Raw genomic sequence first — 14726 nt, 5'->3', positions numbered from 1 at the left:
AACGGCGCGCCGGGCCTCAGCCGAGGGTGGCCCAGAACTCGGTCAGCACCGCGGCGGCGCGGGCCGGGTCGTGGGTCATCCACCAGTGACCCAGGCCGTCGAGGACGGCGACCGGCGCTCCGGCGCGGGCGGCCGCCCGGCGGCGTTGCGCTTCGGTCCCGACGACGTGGTCGGCCGTGGCCAGGATGGCGAGCCCCGGCCGGGCCGCCGCCCGTTCCAGTGGCAAACCCAGGCCGGGCTCGCCGGCGGACCGGTACACGGTGAGCACCGCCCGCCCCATCGCCTCGTCCTGCCCCGCCGCGACGCGCGTGGCGACGGCCGGGCCCATCCCCCGCTGCACCAGCACCGCCGTCCGCGCTTCGGCCGTGCCGCCGAACCGCGCCGCGACGTCGGCCTCGCCGGCCCCGGGCGTCCGCCAGCGGCGGGCGAGCTCGTGCCACTCGTAGCCCGGGCCGAAGATCCCCAGCGTGTCGCTGACCCAGCTGCGGACGAGGTCCGGGCGGCTCAGCACGACGTTGACGACGTGCCCGCCGCCGAGGTCGTGGCCCACCAGGTCCACCGGCTCGCCGAACGCTTCCAGCTCGCCGATCAGCCAGTCGCGGTAGTCCGCGAGGGAGGCACCGAACCCGGCGGGCAGCGGCGCGCCGAAACCGGGCGGCGACAGGCAGACCAGGTCCGGACGCGACGGCGCGAGCTCCGCCAGCAGCAGGTCCCAGACCGCCGCCGTCTCCGGGTTGCCGTGGACGAACACCGCGGGCATCAGACCGCCACCGGCGTCGTCGGCTGCAGGACCGATTCGACCAGCGCCTCGGTGCGCAGGTGGGTGATCGCCTGGTACTCGGGGTCGCGGACCATGGCCGCGAAGGCTCGCCGGTCCGGGTAGCGGACCAGCACCACCATGTCCCAGGCCTGCCCGTCTTCGGCGACGAGCGCCGGGCCGCCGGCACCGAGGTACTCGACCTTCAGGCCGTAGCGGGGGTTGAGCTCGCCACGCAGGGCTTCGGCGTAGCGCTGGTAGCTCTCGCGGCCGCCGTCCGGGCGGAACCGCAGCAGGTTGAGCATCACGACCGGGCCGCCCGGGTCGTCGGCGAGCAGGGCGTCGAGGGCGTGGTCTTCGATTTCGATCATCAGGACCTCCTGGAACACCACTGTACACATACTTGTTGAGCAACACGCAAGTTGAATTGCTAGGCTCCCCTCATGCCTCCCACCCGCCGCACCCAGCAGGAGCGCCGCGACCAGGCCGAAGCCGCGCTCCTGACCGCCGCCGCCGAACTCGTCGTCGAGCAGGGGGTGCGTTCACTGACGCTCGCCCGCGTCGGGGAACGCGCCGGGTACAGCCGCGGCATCGTCACCCACCACTTCGGCGGGAAGCAGGCGCTGGTCGAACGGCTGGCGAGGGCCACGCAGGCCGGGTTCGTCCCGGGCTTGGAGGACGTGCCCCCCGGCCTCGACCGGCTCCTGCGGCTGATCGACGGCTACCTCGGCGAGCTCGGCCGGATCGGCGTGTTCAACCAGGCTTTCCTGCTGCTGTGGGCGGAAGCGGCCACCCAGCCGGACCTGGCCCCGATCTTCCGCGAACGCGACGCCGCCTTCCGCGCGGACCTGCGCGAAGACGTCGAGGCCGGCATCGCGGACGGCAAGATCGACGCGGACGCGAGCGCGGACGAGGTCGCGACAGCCGTCGTCGGGCAGCTGCGCGGGATCGCCCTGCAGCGGCTGCTCGATCCGGGCAGCGTCGACACCGAGGCGCTGCGCCGGAGCATCACCGGCCAATGGCGCCGCGCCCTGACTCCCTAGGCCCGGAAGGCGGGTCCACGTGCTGCCTCGAAGTACGGAACGCTGCCGCGGCCTGGAGAGATGACCTCAACCGTCGTCGTCCGGCGGGACCTCACGCCTCCGCGTTCGCGACGATAGCGTCGAGCAAGCCGGGGAACCGCATCTCCAGCTCGTCGCGGCGCAGCGCGACGTACTGCTGGTTGCCGCGCTGCGTGCGCCGGACGATGCCGCTCTCGCGCAGGACCCGGATGTGGTGCGAGGCGTTGGACTTGCTCAGCCCGAGGTCGGCGTAGACGCGCGAGCACTCGCATTCGCCGAGCGCGGCCATCGTGCGCACCATGTGCAGCCGGGAGGGATCGGCGAAGCCGCGCATGACGTCGGCCAGGCCGAGGCCGGCCAGGTCCGGGTGGGGCCGGTCGGACACCGGGTTCAGCCCGCCGCGGTGAAGATCTGCTTGCTGAACAGGACGTCCAGCCGGTGCACGTGGGCGGGTGCGGCCAGGATGTCGTTCATCCGCTCGACATCGCGGAAGATGTCCCCGCCGCCACCGTCCACATGGGCCTGGCGGCCGGCGATGCTCGGGAACACCTCGAAGATGCCGAAGGTCGTCGGTCCGAACTGGACGCCGTACCAGGGCCCGGTTTCCGGCTCGCCCTCCACGCACCCGAGGATGTCGCGCAACATCACCCGGACCTCTTCCACCTTGTCCGGTCGCGCCTCGATCTCGATGTAGAACGCCTTGGTCCCGTCCGCCCCGTTGCGCCCGGTCATGAGGACGCCCTCGTGCCGCTCCGCGTGCGTCATGTCCGCATCCTTCGCTCGACAGGTTCAATGGTCATTGAACCACAGGACGCCACACCCCGTCACACTGTCGCTGTGCCGATGACCAGCGGGTGCACCACCGAAGGCATCCCCCGCCACCGCGCCGTGCTCATCTCCTCGATGTCGAACCGCTGCTTGAGCAGCGCGACGGTGTCGCGATCGCACCGGCAGCCCTGCGCGAACGCCGCCCACGGCCCCGCCAGCCGCGTCTGCCTGCGCGCCAGCTTCGGGTCCTCGGCGCGCACGTGCTCGCAGAACAGCAGCCGCCCACCGGGCCGCAGCACGCGCGCGAGCTCGGCCAGCACCCGGTCGACGTCGGGCACCGTGCAGAGGACCAGTGTCGACACGACCGTGTCGACACTGGCCTCCGCCATCGGCAGCGCGTCGGCCGGCGCCTGCACCGGTCGCATCCCGACGTGGCCCGCCACGCGCTTTTCGAGCCGCCGGTACATCGCCGGGACGGGCTCGGTCAGCACGACCTCCGCCGTCACGGGGTAGTGCGCGACGTTGAGCCCGGTCCCCGCCCCGATCTCGACCACCCGGCCCCGCACGTGCCGCAGCAGTTCCCCGCGCCGGCCCGCCAGCCCGAGCCGCTCCCCCCGGCGCAGGAACGGTTCGTACAGTGCCGCCCCGAACCGTTCCCAGAGCCCGTCCCGTGCCCCCACGCTGTCCCCTCCGGCCATCGTTCCTCCTCCACACCGCCGATGCGCTGCAGCACACCAGCCACCGGCCTCCCACCGCATCACCCGCCTGTGCCATTCCGGGGACTGGCCGGAACGGGCCACGGCCTACGCTCGGGGGATGCCGGGACAAGACCAGGTCGTGCGGTTCACCGGTGGCCCGGACGATCGCGCCCTCGCCTGGGCGGCCGTCGGCGCGGGACCGCCGCTGGTCGTCGGCGGCTGGTGGTGCGGGCACCTCGAGCTGGACTGGCAGAACGCGTTGTTCCGCCGGTTCGCCGGCCTGCTCGGCGACCGGTTCACCCTCGTCCGCTACGACCGGCCCGGCGTCGGCATGTCCGACGACGCCGGGCCGTTGGTCACGTCGCTCGCCGAAGAAGTGGCCGCATTGAGCGCCGTCGTCGACGCCGCCGGGGAGAAGGTGACCCTGTTCGGCGGTTCGTCCGGCGGCTGCGCCGCGATGGCGTACGCGGCGGCCCACCCCGACCGCGTGGAGCGGCTCGTCCTCTACGGCAGCTACGCCCGCGGCGCCGAGATCGCCGCGGCGGAAGCCCGCGATTCCCTGCTGGCGGTCGTCGAACGGCACTGGGGCGTGGGGTCCCGGGTGCTCGCCGACGTGTTCCTGCCGACCGCGACCCCGGCGGAACGCGACGAGTTCGTCCAGTTCCAGCGCGCGAGCCTCTCCGCGGAGAAGGCGGCGCGCTCGCTCGCGGCGGTGTACGCGTTCGACGTCCGCGACCAGCTGAGCACGATCGAGGTGCCGACGCTCGTCCTGCACCGCCGCGACGACCGCGCGATCCCGTTCGCCCTGGGCCGGGACGTGGCCGCCCGCATCCCGGGCGCCGCCTTCGTCCCGCTCGACGGCACCGACCACCTGCCCTGGCGCGGAGACGTGGACGGGCTCGTCCGCTCCGTGCGGGAGTTCCTCGGCGCCGGCAGGGCCGCCAGCCGGACCGGCGCGGCGGGCGGGCTCTCCGAACGCGAGCTCGACGTGCTGCGCCTGGTCGCGCAAGGGTTGAGCGACCAGGAGATCGCGCGCCGGCTCGGGATCAGCGCCCACACCGCGCACCGCCACGTGTCGAACATCCGCGGCAAGCTGGGCGTGTCATCCCGGGCGGCGGCCGCCGCACACGCCGCCACCGCCGGCCTGCTCTGACCCGGCCCGAAAACGGCTGGCAGGGAGATCAGGCCGCCCCGTAGGCTCCGGCACCGGCAGAACGATCAACTCGGTTGAGGGGGTGCGCGGTGGTCCAGGAGGAGGCAACGCCGACCACTGTGCTGTGGCGGCCGACCGGTCCGGAGGAGTGGGAACTCGTCCGGCAGTCCGGCCGGCGCGCGTGGCCGCCCCGGCTCCCGGAGCAGCCGATCTTCTACCCCGTGCTCAACGAGGAGTACGCGATCAAGATCGCCCGGGACTGGAACGTGCCGCACCACGGCGTCGGCTACGTCACGCGCTTCCGGGTCGAGTCGGAGTTCCTCCGGCGTTATCCGGTCCAGCAGGCCGGTGGCAAGACGATCCTGGAGCTGTGGGTTCCGGCCGAGGAGCTCGACGAGTTCAACGCGCACCTCGTCGGTCCGATCGAGGTCGTGCACGAGTTCCGGTGAGCGGCTGGCGTGGTGCGGGTCAGGGTTTCTGCCCGACTCCGGCCAGCATCACGGACTCGCTGGGGTCGTCGAAGTCGATCACGGGCGTGTCCGGGCCGCTCTCTTCCGGGTGCCACGACGCCGTCCACGTGACGCCCGGATCCAGCAGGGCGAAGTCGCCGAACAGCGCGCCGAACTCCGCCTTCGACCGCAACACGTGCTTGCTGACGTCGTTGTCGTACATGCGGATGATCGCGTGCAGCTGGGCGGCGATGTCCTCGGGCAGGCCCTCGTGGGTGATCTGCGACAGCACCAGGAACGAGCCGGCCGGCAGCAGGTCCCGGTACTGCGCGATGGCTTCCGGACCCACGTCCCGGCCGTCGGGGCCGGTCTGCTGGACGTGCAGCACCGCGGTGACCAGCAGGGCCAGCGGCTCGCCGAGGTCGACCACACCGGTCCGGGCGACGGCGTCCCAGACGCCGTCGGGATCACGCAGATCGCCGTGGACCACCGCGTGGCGGGCAGGATCGCCGTGCTGCTCCAGCAAGATCCGGGAGTGCGCGACCGCGACGGGTTCGTAGTCGATGTAGACGACCCGGGAGTCCGGCGCGACCTCGTCGGCGACCTGGTGCACGTTGCCCATCGTGGGCACCCCGGAGCCGATGTCGACGAACTGCCGCACGCCCCGGGCGACCAGGTGCCGCACGGCGCGGTGCAGGAAGGCCCGGTTGGCCTGGGCGCAGTACTTCCCGGCCGGGAACGTCGTCAGGACCTTCTTGCCGAACTCGCGATCGATCGCCCAGTTGGCCGTGCCGCCGAGGTACCAGTCGTAGACCCGCGCCACGCTGGGCCGCTCCAGGTCCACACCCGGTAAGGGCTCCTCCGCCATGCCGTCTCCCGACCCCATCGGGCCATCGTATCGCTGCCGGTGCCCGGGGTGATCCTCGCCGCCGCGAGCCGGCCCACGACGGCGCGCTGCGTCCGCTGGGCCTTCGCGGCCGCCCACTTCAAAGGTCCGTCTTTCCGTGCCCCTCAACGGAAGTTGTCCGGACAAGATCCGCCGCGGCGGTTGACAGCCCCGTCCGGAGCGCAGGACGGTGAAGCTGCTTCCCGGAGCCGTCCCGGCGCACCGCGCGGGAGGAAGGGTGTGGGTCCCGTGGGTCGCCTCGCGCGCGCGTCGCTCGTCGTTCTCCTGGTCGCCTTGACCGTGCTGGCGCCGGCCGCGCCCGCGAACGCCGGAACCCCGTGGGACTACCCCGAGTTCCCGTACCCCGCCACCACCTACCAGGAGCCGTTCCGGGGGCAGTTCCACTTCAGCTCGCAGTCCGGGTGGATGAACGACCCCAACGGCTTGGTCTACGCCAACGGCCTCTACCACTTCTTCTACCAGCACAACCCCCACGGCCTCGAGTGGGACACGATGCACTGGGGCCACGCCACGAGCCCGGACCTCGTGCACTGGACGCAGAAACCGATCGCGCTGGAGCCGGGCGTGCATCCCGGCACCCTGTTCTCCGGCGGCGGGGTGGTCGACCGGGACAACACCGCCGGGCTGAAGACCGGTCCGCTCGACCCGATCGTGGTGTTCAGCAACACGAACGGCGTAAGCATCTTCTACAGCAACGACAACGGCCGCAGCTTCCAGGCGTACGACCAGGGCCGCAAGCAGATCGAGATCCCGGAGGAGAGCCGGGACCCGAAGGTCGTCTGGGACGCCGCGCGGCACCAGTGGGCCATGGTCGTGTGGTCGAACCGGGGCGGCAACGGCGTCGACCTCTACACCTCGCCCGACCTGCTGCACTGGACCTTCGCCAGCCGGTACGCGGCGGACTGGCTCTTCGAGTGCCCCGACCTGTTCCCCCTCGACGGCGGCCGGTGGGTGCTGACGTCGGCGACCGGCGAGTACGTCGTCGGCGCGTTCGACGGCCGGACGTTCCGGACCGACCGGCCGCAGCCGAAGAAGATGAACCTCGGCACCACCTACGCCGGCGGCACGTTCTACGCCGCGGAGACCTTCACCGGCACGCCGGACGGCCGCGTGGTGCAGATGGCCTGGCAGGGCGGCAACCGCGGCAGCACCTGGACCGGCAACGCGACGTTCCCGGTGACGCTCGGCCTGGTGGACTCGCCCGACGGCCCACAGGTGACGCGGACCCCGGTGACCGAGCTCGACTCGCTGCGGGCCGACAGCAGGAGCTGGCGGAACGAGACGGTGAGTGCCGGCGGGCGCGACCCCTTCGCCGGTATCCTCGCCGACACCTACGAGATCACCGCGACCTTCGACGTCGCCGGCGCGACGGCCGGCCAGTTCGGCTTCGCGCTGCACAGCCGTTCCGACGGCTCGGCCGACCGCACCGTCGTCTACGACCGCGCGGCGGGCACCATGGACGGAAAGCCGTTGCCGCCCACCGGCGGTGACGTCAGCGTGCGGCTGCTCGTGGACCGCGGCCAGCTGGAGGTCTACGGCGATGGCGGGCGGTTTTCCTTCTCGGACAACGTGAACTTCGACTCCGCCGCGGTCAGCCAGGGCATCCGGCTCTTCGCCACCGGAGGTGCGGTCCGGCTGAAAAGCGCGAAGTTCACCCGGCTCAGCACGAGCTGGGGCACCGCCCAGCCGACGTTGGAGAGCACCCTCGCGGGCCCGTGGCACGCGGCCGGCGGCTCGTGGACCGACACGGCCGGGGGCAAGCAAGCGCAGGCGACCGGCGACGCGTTCTACCTGAGCGCGAGCACCGCGGCGGACGCCGTGTACCAGGGCGACGTCCGGCTGGACACCGCCCAGGCGGCCGGCTTGACCTTCCGGGCCACGGCCGACGGCGCCGGGTACACCGTGAACGTCGACCGGAGCGGGGTGGTCAAGCTCTGGCGCCCCGGCCTCGACATCGCCACCTACGCCACGCCCCTCGACCCGGGCGCCACCCACCACCTCGAGGTCCGGACGACCGGCTCACGCATCCAGGTCCGGCTCGACCACGGCACGACGCCGGTCATCGACGCCACCGACACGACGTACCCGTCCGGACGCTTCGGCGCGAACGCGTACCACGGGTCGGCGACCGTGCAGAACCTGAACACCGGCCCGGGCGGCTTCACGGCGTTCACGTCCGGCCCGTGGACAACGAGGGGCGGCGCTTGGACCACCACCCCGGACGGCCTGCGCGGAACCGCGTCCGGAAACGGCTTCTTCCTCAGCGACCGCACCGGATCCGACTTCACGTACGAGGGCGACGTGTCCGTCACGAACGGCACAGCGGCCGGCTTGACGTTCCGCGCCACCGCCACCGGCGAGGGCTACACGGCGAACATCGACACGAACGGCCTGGTGAAGCTGTGGCGCCCCGGCCTCGACATCGCGACGTATCCGACGCCGGTCATCGAGGGCCGCACCTACCACCTCAAGGTCCGCACGACCGGCGCGCGCATCCAAGTCTGGCTGGACCACGGCGCCACGCCCATCATCGACGCAACGGACTCGGCGTACGCGTCCGGAAGGTTCGGCGTCAACGGATACGCGGGCAACACCACCGCGCAGAACCTCTCGATCACGTGACGTCCGTGGTCATCGCCAGCGTGACAGCCACCACAAGCACGCATCGAACCGCGTCCGCCATTTCTCGGCGTGCACGTCCAGCCGCACGCCGTGATGCCACATGAACAGCAGCACGGTCGCGCCCGCGCCGAGCAGGGTCAGCAGGCTGCCCACCACGATCGGCCCGGTGTGCTTGTCACCTTCGTCGAACTCCGCGCGGTGCTCCTCCGGCCACACCCGGATCTGCACCCGGCGCCCCGGGACGATCACCCGTCCCTGCTGGTGCTCGAAGGTCTCCGTCTTCGTCACTCCGTCCGGTCCGGTGTACTCGACGTCCGCGGTCAGGTGGTCCCGGACCCCGGTCGCGACGACCCGCCCCGGGAAAAGCCTCGCCGACCGGCTCACGTCCGCGGCCATGGAGACGCCGGCCCACACCACCGCGAGGCCGCCGACCAGCACCACCAGGGGAAGCCACAACAAAGCCGCCTCGGGCAGCCGGGACCTCGACGGCGTCATGCCTCCAGCACGCCGGGGAAGCCGCCGCGGTTGCCCGGCCGCCTGCCCGAAACTCAGCCGGCGGGAGCACACCCGGCTTCCGGTGGCAGCAGCTTCCCGAGCGCCTCGGCCGTCGCCTCGATGTCCGACGTCGTGTGCGCGGTGCTGAGGAAGACCTTGCCGGAAGGCATGAACAGGAAGCCCTGGCGCAGCATCCCTTCCAGGAGCACCGACCACAGCCCGCCGGTGCCGTGCAGGCCGGTGGCCCCACCCGCGGGGACGTACTGGAGGAGCGAGCCGACCCGGTTGAAGCGGCCGCGGCCCGGCACCGAACCGAGCGCGCCACCGACGAGGGATTCGAACTCGGACGACGTCTCCTCGAGCGCCTCGTAGACCGCCGGGTCGGCCAGCACGCGCATCGTCGCCTCGACGGCGGCGAGCGCGATCGGGTTGGCGTTGAACGTTCCGGCGTGGACGACGCCGGCCGTCACCTGGTCGACCAGGTCCGCCCGGCCGACGACGGCGCTCTGGGTGAAGCCCCCGGCCATCGCCTTGCCGAACACCGACAGGTCGGGGCGCACGCCGTACTTCTCGGCCGCGCCGCCGCGGGCGATCCGGAACCCGGCGATCACCTCGTCGAAGATGAGGACGACGCCGTGGCGGTCGCACAGGTTTCGCAGCGTGGACAAGAACTGCGGCTCGGGTGCCTCGACCCCGGCGTTGCTCATCACCGGGTCGACGAGCACCGCCGCGAGGTCGCGTTCGACGGCCTCACCCAGGAGGCGCTCGGCCAGAGCCACGTCGTTGAAGCGCGCGATGACCAGGTCGTCCAGCACGCTGGGCGACTGCCCTCGGCCGCCCGGTGACGCGGGTCGATCGGCGTCGTCATCGGACATTCCGGCGTGCACGGTGTCGTGCCAGCCGTGGTAGCTCTTGGCGAACTTGAGGACGCGGCGCCGTCCGGTCGCGGCCCGGGCGAGACGCAGTGCGACCTGCACCGCTTCGGTTCCGGTGTTGCTCCACAGCAGCCGCTCGCCGTGGGGCACGGCTTCGAGGACCGCCTCCGCAGCAAGGTATTCGAGGGCGTGGCCTGTGCCGACGACCTGCATCTTCTTCGCGACGTCGGACACGGCGGACAGCACGCGCGGGTCGCCGTGGCCGAGCACGAGCGGCCCCCAGGCCATGACGTAGTCGACATATCGGTCGCCGTCCAGGTCCCAGACGTGCGCGCCCCGCGCCTCCCGCACGAAGAGCGGGTGGGGACGCATCGCGGCACGCAGGCCCGACCCCACGCCACCGCCGACGCTGCGGCGGGCCCGTTCGAACGCGAGACGGGACGATTCCAGCGCCATCAGTACTCGATCACCGTCCGGATGCCGACGCCGCGCTTCATCTCGTCGAACGCCTCGTTGACGTCCGCCAGGCCGATCACGCGCGTCACCAGCGAGTCGAGGTCGATGCGGTGGTTCAGGTAGTGCTCGACCAGCAGCGGGAAGTCGACGGCGGGCTTGCTCGAGCCGTAGTTGGAGCCGACGAGCGAAAGTTCCTGATCGGACAGCACGAACGGATCGATCGAGACGCGCACGCCGTCCGCCACCTGCCCGGCCACGACGGCCTTCCCGCCACGCGCCAGCACCGCGTAGGCCGCCTCGATGGTGCGCGGCAGCCCGATGGCCTCGATGGCGATCTCCACCCCGCGTCCGTCGGTGAGTTCGCGGACCCGGTCCCCGAGATCCTCCCGCGCGCTGTTGATCACTTCCGTGGCACCGAAGACGCGTGCCTGCTGGAGCTTCTCGTCGGAGAGGTCCGCGGCGATGATCTTCCGCGCACCGACCAGACGCGCACCCTGGATCGCGTTCAGCCCGACGCCACCACAGCCCAGCACCAGCACGGTGTCGCTCGGCCGGACGTTCGCGGTGGTGACCGCCGCCCCGACGCCGGTCGTGACCGCGCAGCCGATCAGGGCCGCCTGGGCGAACGGCGCGTCGTCCCGGATGGCGATCGCGCCCGACTCCGGCACGAGCGTGTACTCGCCGAACGTGCCGACTCCCGCGAAGCTGTGCACGTCCCGGTCGTCCGCCGACGTGACGCGGGTCCGGCCGTCGAAGGACAGGTGGTTGGCCGAGTGCCGGCTGACCAGGTCGCAGAGGACGGGCCGGCCGCTGACGCAGTAGCGGCACCGGCGACACGACGGCGTCCAGGACAGGACGACGTGATCGCCCTTCGCCAGGGTCGTGACGCCTTCGCCCACGCTCTCGACGATTCCGGCGCCCTCGTGGCCGAGGATCATCGGCGCGGGCACCTCCCATTCGCCGACGAGCACGTGCAGGTCGCTGTGGCACACCCCGCTCGCTTTGAGCCGCACCAGTACCTCACCGGGCGGCGGCGTGCCGGGGAGCGAAACCCGCTCGACGGTCAGCGGCGCGTCCGGCGTCCGGAAGACGGCGGCGTCGAATTCGATGGTCATGACGGGGTCCCCCTGCGGATGAGCTTCTTGTTGGCGAACTCGTCGATTCCCGACCGGCCCAGTTCGCGGCCGAAGCCGGACCGCTTGATCCCGCCGAACGGCAGTTCCGGGCCTTCCAGGCCGACGCCGTTGATGAAGACCATGCCGGCCTCGATCCGGTCGGCGACGCGCATCGCCTGCTCGGGGTCTGTGGTGAACACGTAGGAGCCCAGTCCGTACGGGGTGTTGTTGGCCAGCTCGACGGCTTCGGCTTCGGATCCCGCTCGGTAGACGGTCGCGACGGGACCGAACAGTTCCTCGGCGGCCGACGGCGAATCCGGTGCCACACCGGTCAGGACGCCCGGCGGGAAGTACGCGCCTTCGCGCCGTCCTTCGCAGACCAGGGTCGCGCCCTCGTCGACGGCCCGCTGGACCTGTTCTTCGAGGCGCTCGGCAGCCGCCACCGATGACAGCGGAGCCAGCTCGCCGGTCTTGGCGAGCACCATTTTCGTGAACCTGCCGAGGAATTCTTCGTAGATGTCCTCGGCGACGATGAACCGCTTGCCCGCGTTGCAGGCTTGCCCGGTGTTCTCGAACCGCGCGTCCACCGCGGCCTGGACCGTGGCGTCGAGGTCGTCGGAGGACAGCACGAGGAACGGGTCCGAGCCGCCCAGCTCGAGCACGACCTTCTTGAGGTTGCGGCCCGCCGTTTCCGCGACTTGCGCCCCGCCTCGCTCGGAACCGGTGAAGGACACGCCTTGCAGCCTGGGGTCGGCGATGGCGCCGGCGACCTCGTCGTTGGTCGCACGGACGTTGACGTAGCAGCCTTCGGGGTAGCCGGCGTCGGTGAAGATCCGCTGCAGGGCCGCGGCCGAGTCCGGGCATTGGGGCGCGTGCTTGAGCACGATGGTGTTGCCCAGGGCGAGGTTGGGCGCGGCGAACCGGGCGACCTGGTAGTACGGGTAGTTCCAGGGCATGATGCCCAGCAGGACGCCGATCGGCTGGCGGCGGATGAACGCCGCCCCCTCCCCCTCGATCAGTTCGACGGGCTCGTCGGCGAGGAACTTGTGCGCGTTCGCGGCGTAGTAGGAATAGATGGACGCGCTGAACTCGACCTCGGCAACGGCTTCGTCCAGCGGCTTGCCCATCTCCCGGTGGGCGATGCTCGCGAGTTCGCCGCTGCGCGCGTTGTGCAGGGCGGCGACGGTGCTCAGCAGTTCGGCGCGCTGAGTCACGGTGGTCTGTTTCGACCAGGCCCGGTAGGCCTTCTCGGCCGAGTCGAGTGCCAGGTTCATCATGAAGAAGCACCCGCTTCCTGAGTCGGTTTCGTGCTCGAGGCCGCGTTGTGGTTGTGGAGCGCGCGGTAGGCGAAAAAGTAGACGAACCCCTGGGTGCCCCACGTCGCCAGCGCGGCGGTGTAGAAGAACGTGCGGCTCGCGTCGTCGAACGGGAAGGGGAAGAAGTCGTAGACGATCGCGATCGTGGTGCCGGCCGCGGTGACCAGGCCCGTCCAGATCGCGGGCCACTTCGCGCCGGCGTCCCAGAGCCGCTTGGCGAAGTACGCCAGGAAGACCGCCGAGACGAGGTTGACCGCGACGTAGAACGCCGCGACGGCGAACGCGGCATTGTCGGCGTAGGGGTCTTCACCGTGGAAGTGCCGGAGGAACAGCCCGGCCACGGTGGCGAGTGCGAAAACACCGACATCGACGGCCACGGACGGCTTGTAGCCACGGGTGACCTTCATCAAGCCCATGACGAGGATGAGCGTGATGCCGACCGACCGCGAGAAGGCGTCGAAGAAGTACGCCACGCCGTACAGCACGCTGCTCTGGTCGCCACCGAGCAACGACCAGACGAGGAAGTTGCTGCCCGAAGTCGCGACGACCATCCATTCGAGACCGAGCAAGTAGTTGCCGTAGCGACGGATGAATCGCCAGCCGAAGAAGTAGCCGACGAAGATCATCCACAGGTCCGCGAGCAGGAAGAGGACGTCCTTCATCGCGCCGGCACCTCCCGCGCGACCACGGCCGCGACGCGCTCGGCGGCGCGCTGACCGGTCAGCACGGCGCCGTTCATGCAGCCCGCCCACTCGCCCGCGGTTTCCGTGCCGGCCCAGTGGACGCGGCCGTGGGGCTCGGTGAGCGCCGGGCCGTAGCTCGTGGTCGCGTACGGGGCGACGGCCGGGTTCGGGCCGCCCGGGGCGAACGGTTCCGCTCCCCAGCAGTGGTCGACGTAGTCGATGGGGGCGCTCGCCTGCGTGCCGTACAGCTGGACGAGCTGCCGCAGGACCATGCTGCGCCGGGTCTCGGGGCTGAAGCCGTCGAACACGCGCGGGTCGCAGAACGCCATCAGGACACCGGGACCACCGTCGGGCGAGACGTCGAAGGTGATGAACACGGTCCCGGTGTCGGTCACCGCCTCGCCCGAAAGCCCGTTGGTCCGCCAAAACGGCTTGTCGTACGCGACGAACGCCTTGCTCAGGACGCCCATGCGCCACGTTTTCACGAGCCCTTCGGCGGGCTCGGGCAACGCCGGGTGGAACGCGATACCGGCGCGGTGTGCCGTCGCGACGGTGACGATCGCGTACTTCGCCGTGATCTCCGCCGAATCGGTGCGGACCATGACGCCGGTGTCGTCCTGGCTGATCCAGCGCACCGGCGTCCCCAGGACGACGCGGTCACCGAGTCGCTCCGCGACCCGCTTCGCGATTTCCTGGGTGGTTTCGAGGTAGCGGTCCTGTTGCTGGCCGCCCTCCACGTCGAGCATGTGGTCCACGCCGCCGGCCGCGCGGATGTAGCGCAACGCGTGCAGCAGGGAAACGTCTCCCGGGCTGCAGCCCCACTGCACCTTGCTCACGACGGTCATCAGGGCACGGGTGGGCGCCAGCGCGTTCTTCCGGTCGAGCCACTCGCCGAACGAGATCGCGTCGAACTCGCCGGCCCGGGGCGACTCCCAGGCCGCGTCGACGTCGACGGTCGCGACCAGCTTCTCCAGCGCCAGCTGGACGCGGGCCATGTCCACCAGCGCCATCGGCGAGACCTTGGGAATGGTGCCGCGGTAGGTGCGGCGCCGGCCGGCCATCCACAGGACGTTGCGCCCCTGGTTGAACTGGCCGGTCGTGGTGCACCCCACGCGGTTCGCGAGGTCGCGGATGGCCGTGTGCCGCCGGGCGACCCAGGTCGCGCCGAAGTCGACCGGCACTCCCGCCACCTCGCCGGAGAGCGATCGGCCGCCGACCCGGTCGCGCCCTTCCAGGACGAGGACGGACAGGCCGGTGCTCACCAGCCGCTCGGCAGCACTCAGGCCGGCGAACCCGGCGCCGACGACCACGACGTCGACCGAGGTGGCCGCGGGGCGGCGCTCACGAGATGGCGACATGATTTCTCCTTTT

General features: G+C 71.3%; 16 protein-coding genes. 4 read left to right on the top strand and 12 right to left on the bottom strand.

The genetic code is table 11. The annotated features are described in order from the left end of the window. Positions 1-16: 16 nt before the first annotated feature. A complete protein-coding gene (locus ACIRSS_RS25080; RefSeq protein WP_400898873.1) occupies positions 17-760 on the bottom strand; it encodes an alpha/beta fold hydrolase in 744 nt (247 codons plus the stop codon). Beyond that, positions 760-1128, bottom strand: a complete 369-nt coding sequence (locus tag ACIRSS_RS25075) for a DUF1330 domain-containing protein (protein WP_400898871.1) — start codon at positions 1126-1128, stop codon at positions 760-762. Before ACIRSS_RS25075 ends, ACIRSS_RS25080 begins: the two co-directional genes overlap by 1 nt. Before the next feature lie 72 nt (positions 1129-1200). Here ACIRSS_RS25075 and ACIRSS_RS25070 point away from each other — a divergent pair, with 72 nt between their 5' ends. Further along, the gene (locus ACIRSS_RS25070; RefSeq protein WP_400898869.1) at positions 1201-1800 is read left to right on the top strand and encodes a TetR/AcrR family transcriptional regulator; all 600 of its coding nucleotides are present in this window, start codon (positions 1201-1203) and stop codon (positions 1798-1800) included. Between the two features lie 91 nt (positions 1801-1891). On the opposite strand, the gene ACIRSS_RS25065 is transcribed toward ACIRSS_RS25070, so the two are convergent. Genes ACIRSS_RS25065 through ACIRSS_RS25055 form a run of 3 tightly spaced genes read right to left on the bottom strand, consistent with a single transcriptional unit; the run spans position 1892 to position 3284 of the window. Beyond that, complete coding sequence (locus tag ACIRSS_RS25065; RefSeq protein ID WP_400898867.1) at positions 1892-2203, bottom strand: ArsR/SmtB family transcription factor; 312 nt, start codon at positions 2201-2203, stop codon at positions 1892-1894. Between the two features lie 5 nt (positions 2204-2208). Next, positions 2209-2583, bottom strand: a complete 375-nt coding sequence (locus ACIRSS_RS25060) for a putative quinol monooxygenase (RefSeq protein WP_013225627.1) — start codon at positions 2581-2583, stop codon at positions 2209-2211. A gap of 59 nt (positions 2584-2642) precedes the next feature. Beyond that, the gene (locus ACIRSS_RS25055; RefSeq protein ID WP_400898864.1) at positions 2643-3284 is read right to left on the bottom strand and encodes a class I SAM-dependent methyltransferase; all 642 of its coding nucleotides are present in this window, start codon (positions 3282-3284) and stop codon (positions 2643-2645) included. Between the two features lie 118 nt (positions 3285-3402). Here ACIRSS_RS25055 and ACIRSS_RS25050 point away from each other — a divergent pair, with 118 nt between their 5' ends. Beyond that, complete coding sequence (locus ACIRSS_RS25050; RefSeq protein WP_400898862.1) at positions 3403-4437, top strand: alpha/beta fold hydrolase; 1035 nt, start codon at positions 3403-3405, stop codon at positions 4435-4437. Between the two features lie 89 nt (positions 4438-4526). Further along, complete coding sequence (locus tag ACIRSS_RS25045; protein WP_400898860.1) at positions 4527-4886, top strand: hypothetical protein; 360 nt, start codon at positions 4527-4529, stop codon at positions 4884-4886. A 19-nt stretch (positions 4887-4905) separates the two neighbouring features. On the opposite strand, the gene ACIRSS_RS25040 is transcribed toward ACIRSS_RS25045, so the two are convergent. Next, a complete protein-coding gene (locus ACIRSS_RS25040) occupies positions 4906-5754 on the bottom strand; it encodes an SAM-dependent methyltransferase (protein ID WP_400899772.1) in 849 nt (282 codons plus the stop codon). 267 nt (positions 5755-6021) lie between these two features. Here ACIRSS_RS25040 and ACIRSS_RS25035 point away from each other — a divergent pair, with 267 nt between their 5' ends. Next, positions 6022-8415: a GH32 C-terminal domain-containing protein gene (locus tag ACIRSS_RS25035; RefSeq protein WP_400898858.1), complete on the top strand. Its 2394-nt coding sequence runs from the start codon at positions 6022-6024 to the stop codon at positions 8413-8415. Positions 8416-8424: 9 nt separating this feature from the next. Here the strand turns inward: ACIRSS_RS25035 and ACIRSS_RS25030 are convergent, their stop codons facing one another. From ACIRSS_RS25030 to ACIRSS_RS25005, 6 genes are read right to left on the bottom strand one after another with little or no spacing between them, the layout of a single operon-like run. After that, a complete protein-coding gene (locus ACIRSS_RS25030) occupies positions 8425-8910 on the bottom strand; it encodes a hypothetical protein (RefSeq protein ID WP_400898856.1) in 486 nt (161 codons plus the stop codon). Between the two features lie 53 nt (positions 8911-8963). Then, the gene (locus ACIRSS_RS25025; protein ID WP_400898854.1) at positions 8964-10241 is read right to left on the bottom strand and encodes an aspartate aminotransferase family protein; all 1278 of its coding nucleotides are present in this window, start codon (positions 10239-10241) and stop codon (positions 8964-8966) included. Further along, complete coding sequence (locus ACIRSS_RS25020) at positions 10241-11356, bottom strand: Zn-dependent alcohol dehydrogenase (protein ID WP_400898852.1); 1116 nt, start codon at positions 11354-11356, stop codon at positions 10241-10243. The genes ACIRSS_RS25025 and ACIRSS_RS25020 overlap by 1 nt, the downstream gene beginning before the upstream one ends. Then, the gene (locus ACIRSS_RS25015) at positions 11353-12633 is read right to left on the bottom strand and encodes an NAD-dependent succinate-semialdehyde dehydrogenase (RefSeq protein WP_400898850.1); all 1281 of its coding nucleotides are present in this window, start codon (positions 12631-12633) and stop codon (positions 11353-11355) included. The genes ACIRSS_RS25020 and ACIRSS_RS25015 overlap by 4 nt, the downstream gene beginning before the upstream one ends. Continuing rightward, positions 12630-13334, bottom strand: coding sequence for a transporter (locus ACIRSS_RS25010; protein ID WP_400898848.1), 705 nt, complete (start codon positions 13332-13334; stop codon positions 12630-12632). Before ACIRSS_RS25010 ends, ACIRSS_RS25015 begins: the two co-directional genes overlap by 4 nt. After that, entirely contained in the window at positions 13331-14713 is a 1383-nt protein-coding gene (locus ACIRSS_RS25005) for a flavin monoamine oxidase family protein (RefSeq protein WP_400898846.1), read from the bottom strand. The genes ACIRSS_RS25010 and ACIRSS_RS25005 overlap by 4 nt, the downstream gene beginning before the upstream one ends. Between the last annotated feature and the right edge of the window lie 13 nt (positions 14714-14726).

It is taken from the genome of Amycolatopsis sp. NPDC101161, assembly GCF_044768185.1.
In the GTDB taxonomy this organism is placed as follows: Bacteria; Actinomycetota; Actinomycetes; order Mycobacteriales; family Pseudonocardiaceae; genus Amycolatopsis.
This window is presented reverse-complemented; position numbering and strand designations above follow the sequence as displayed.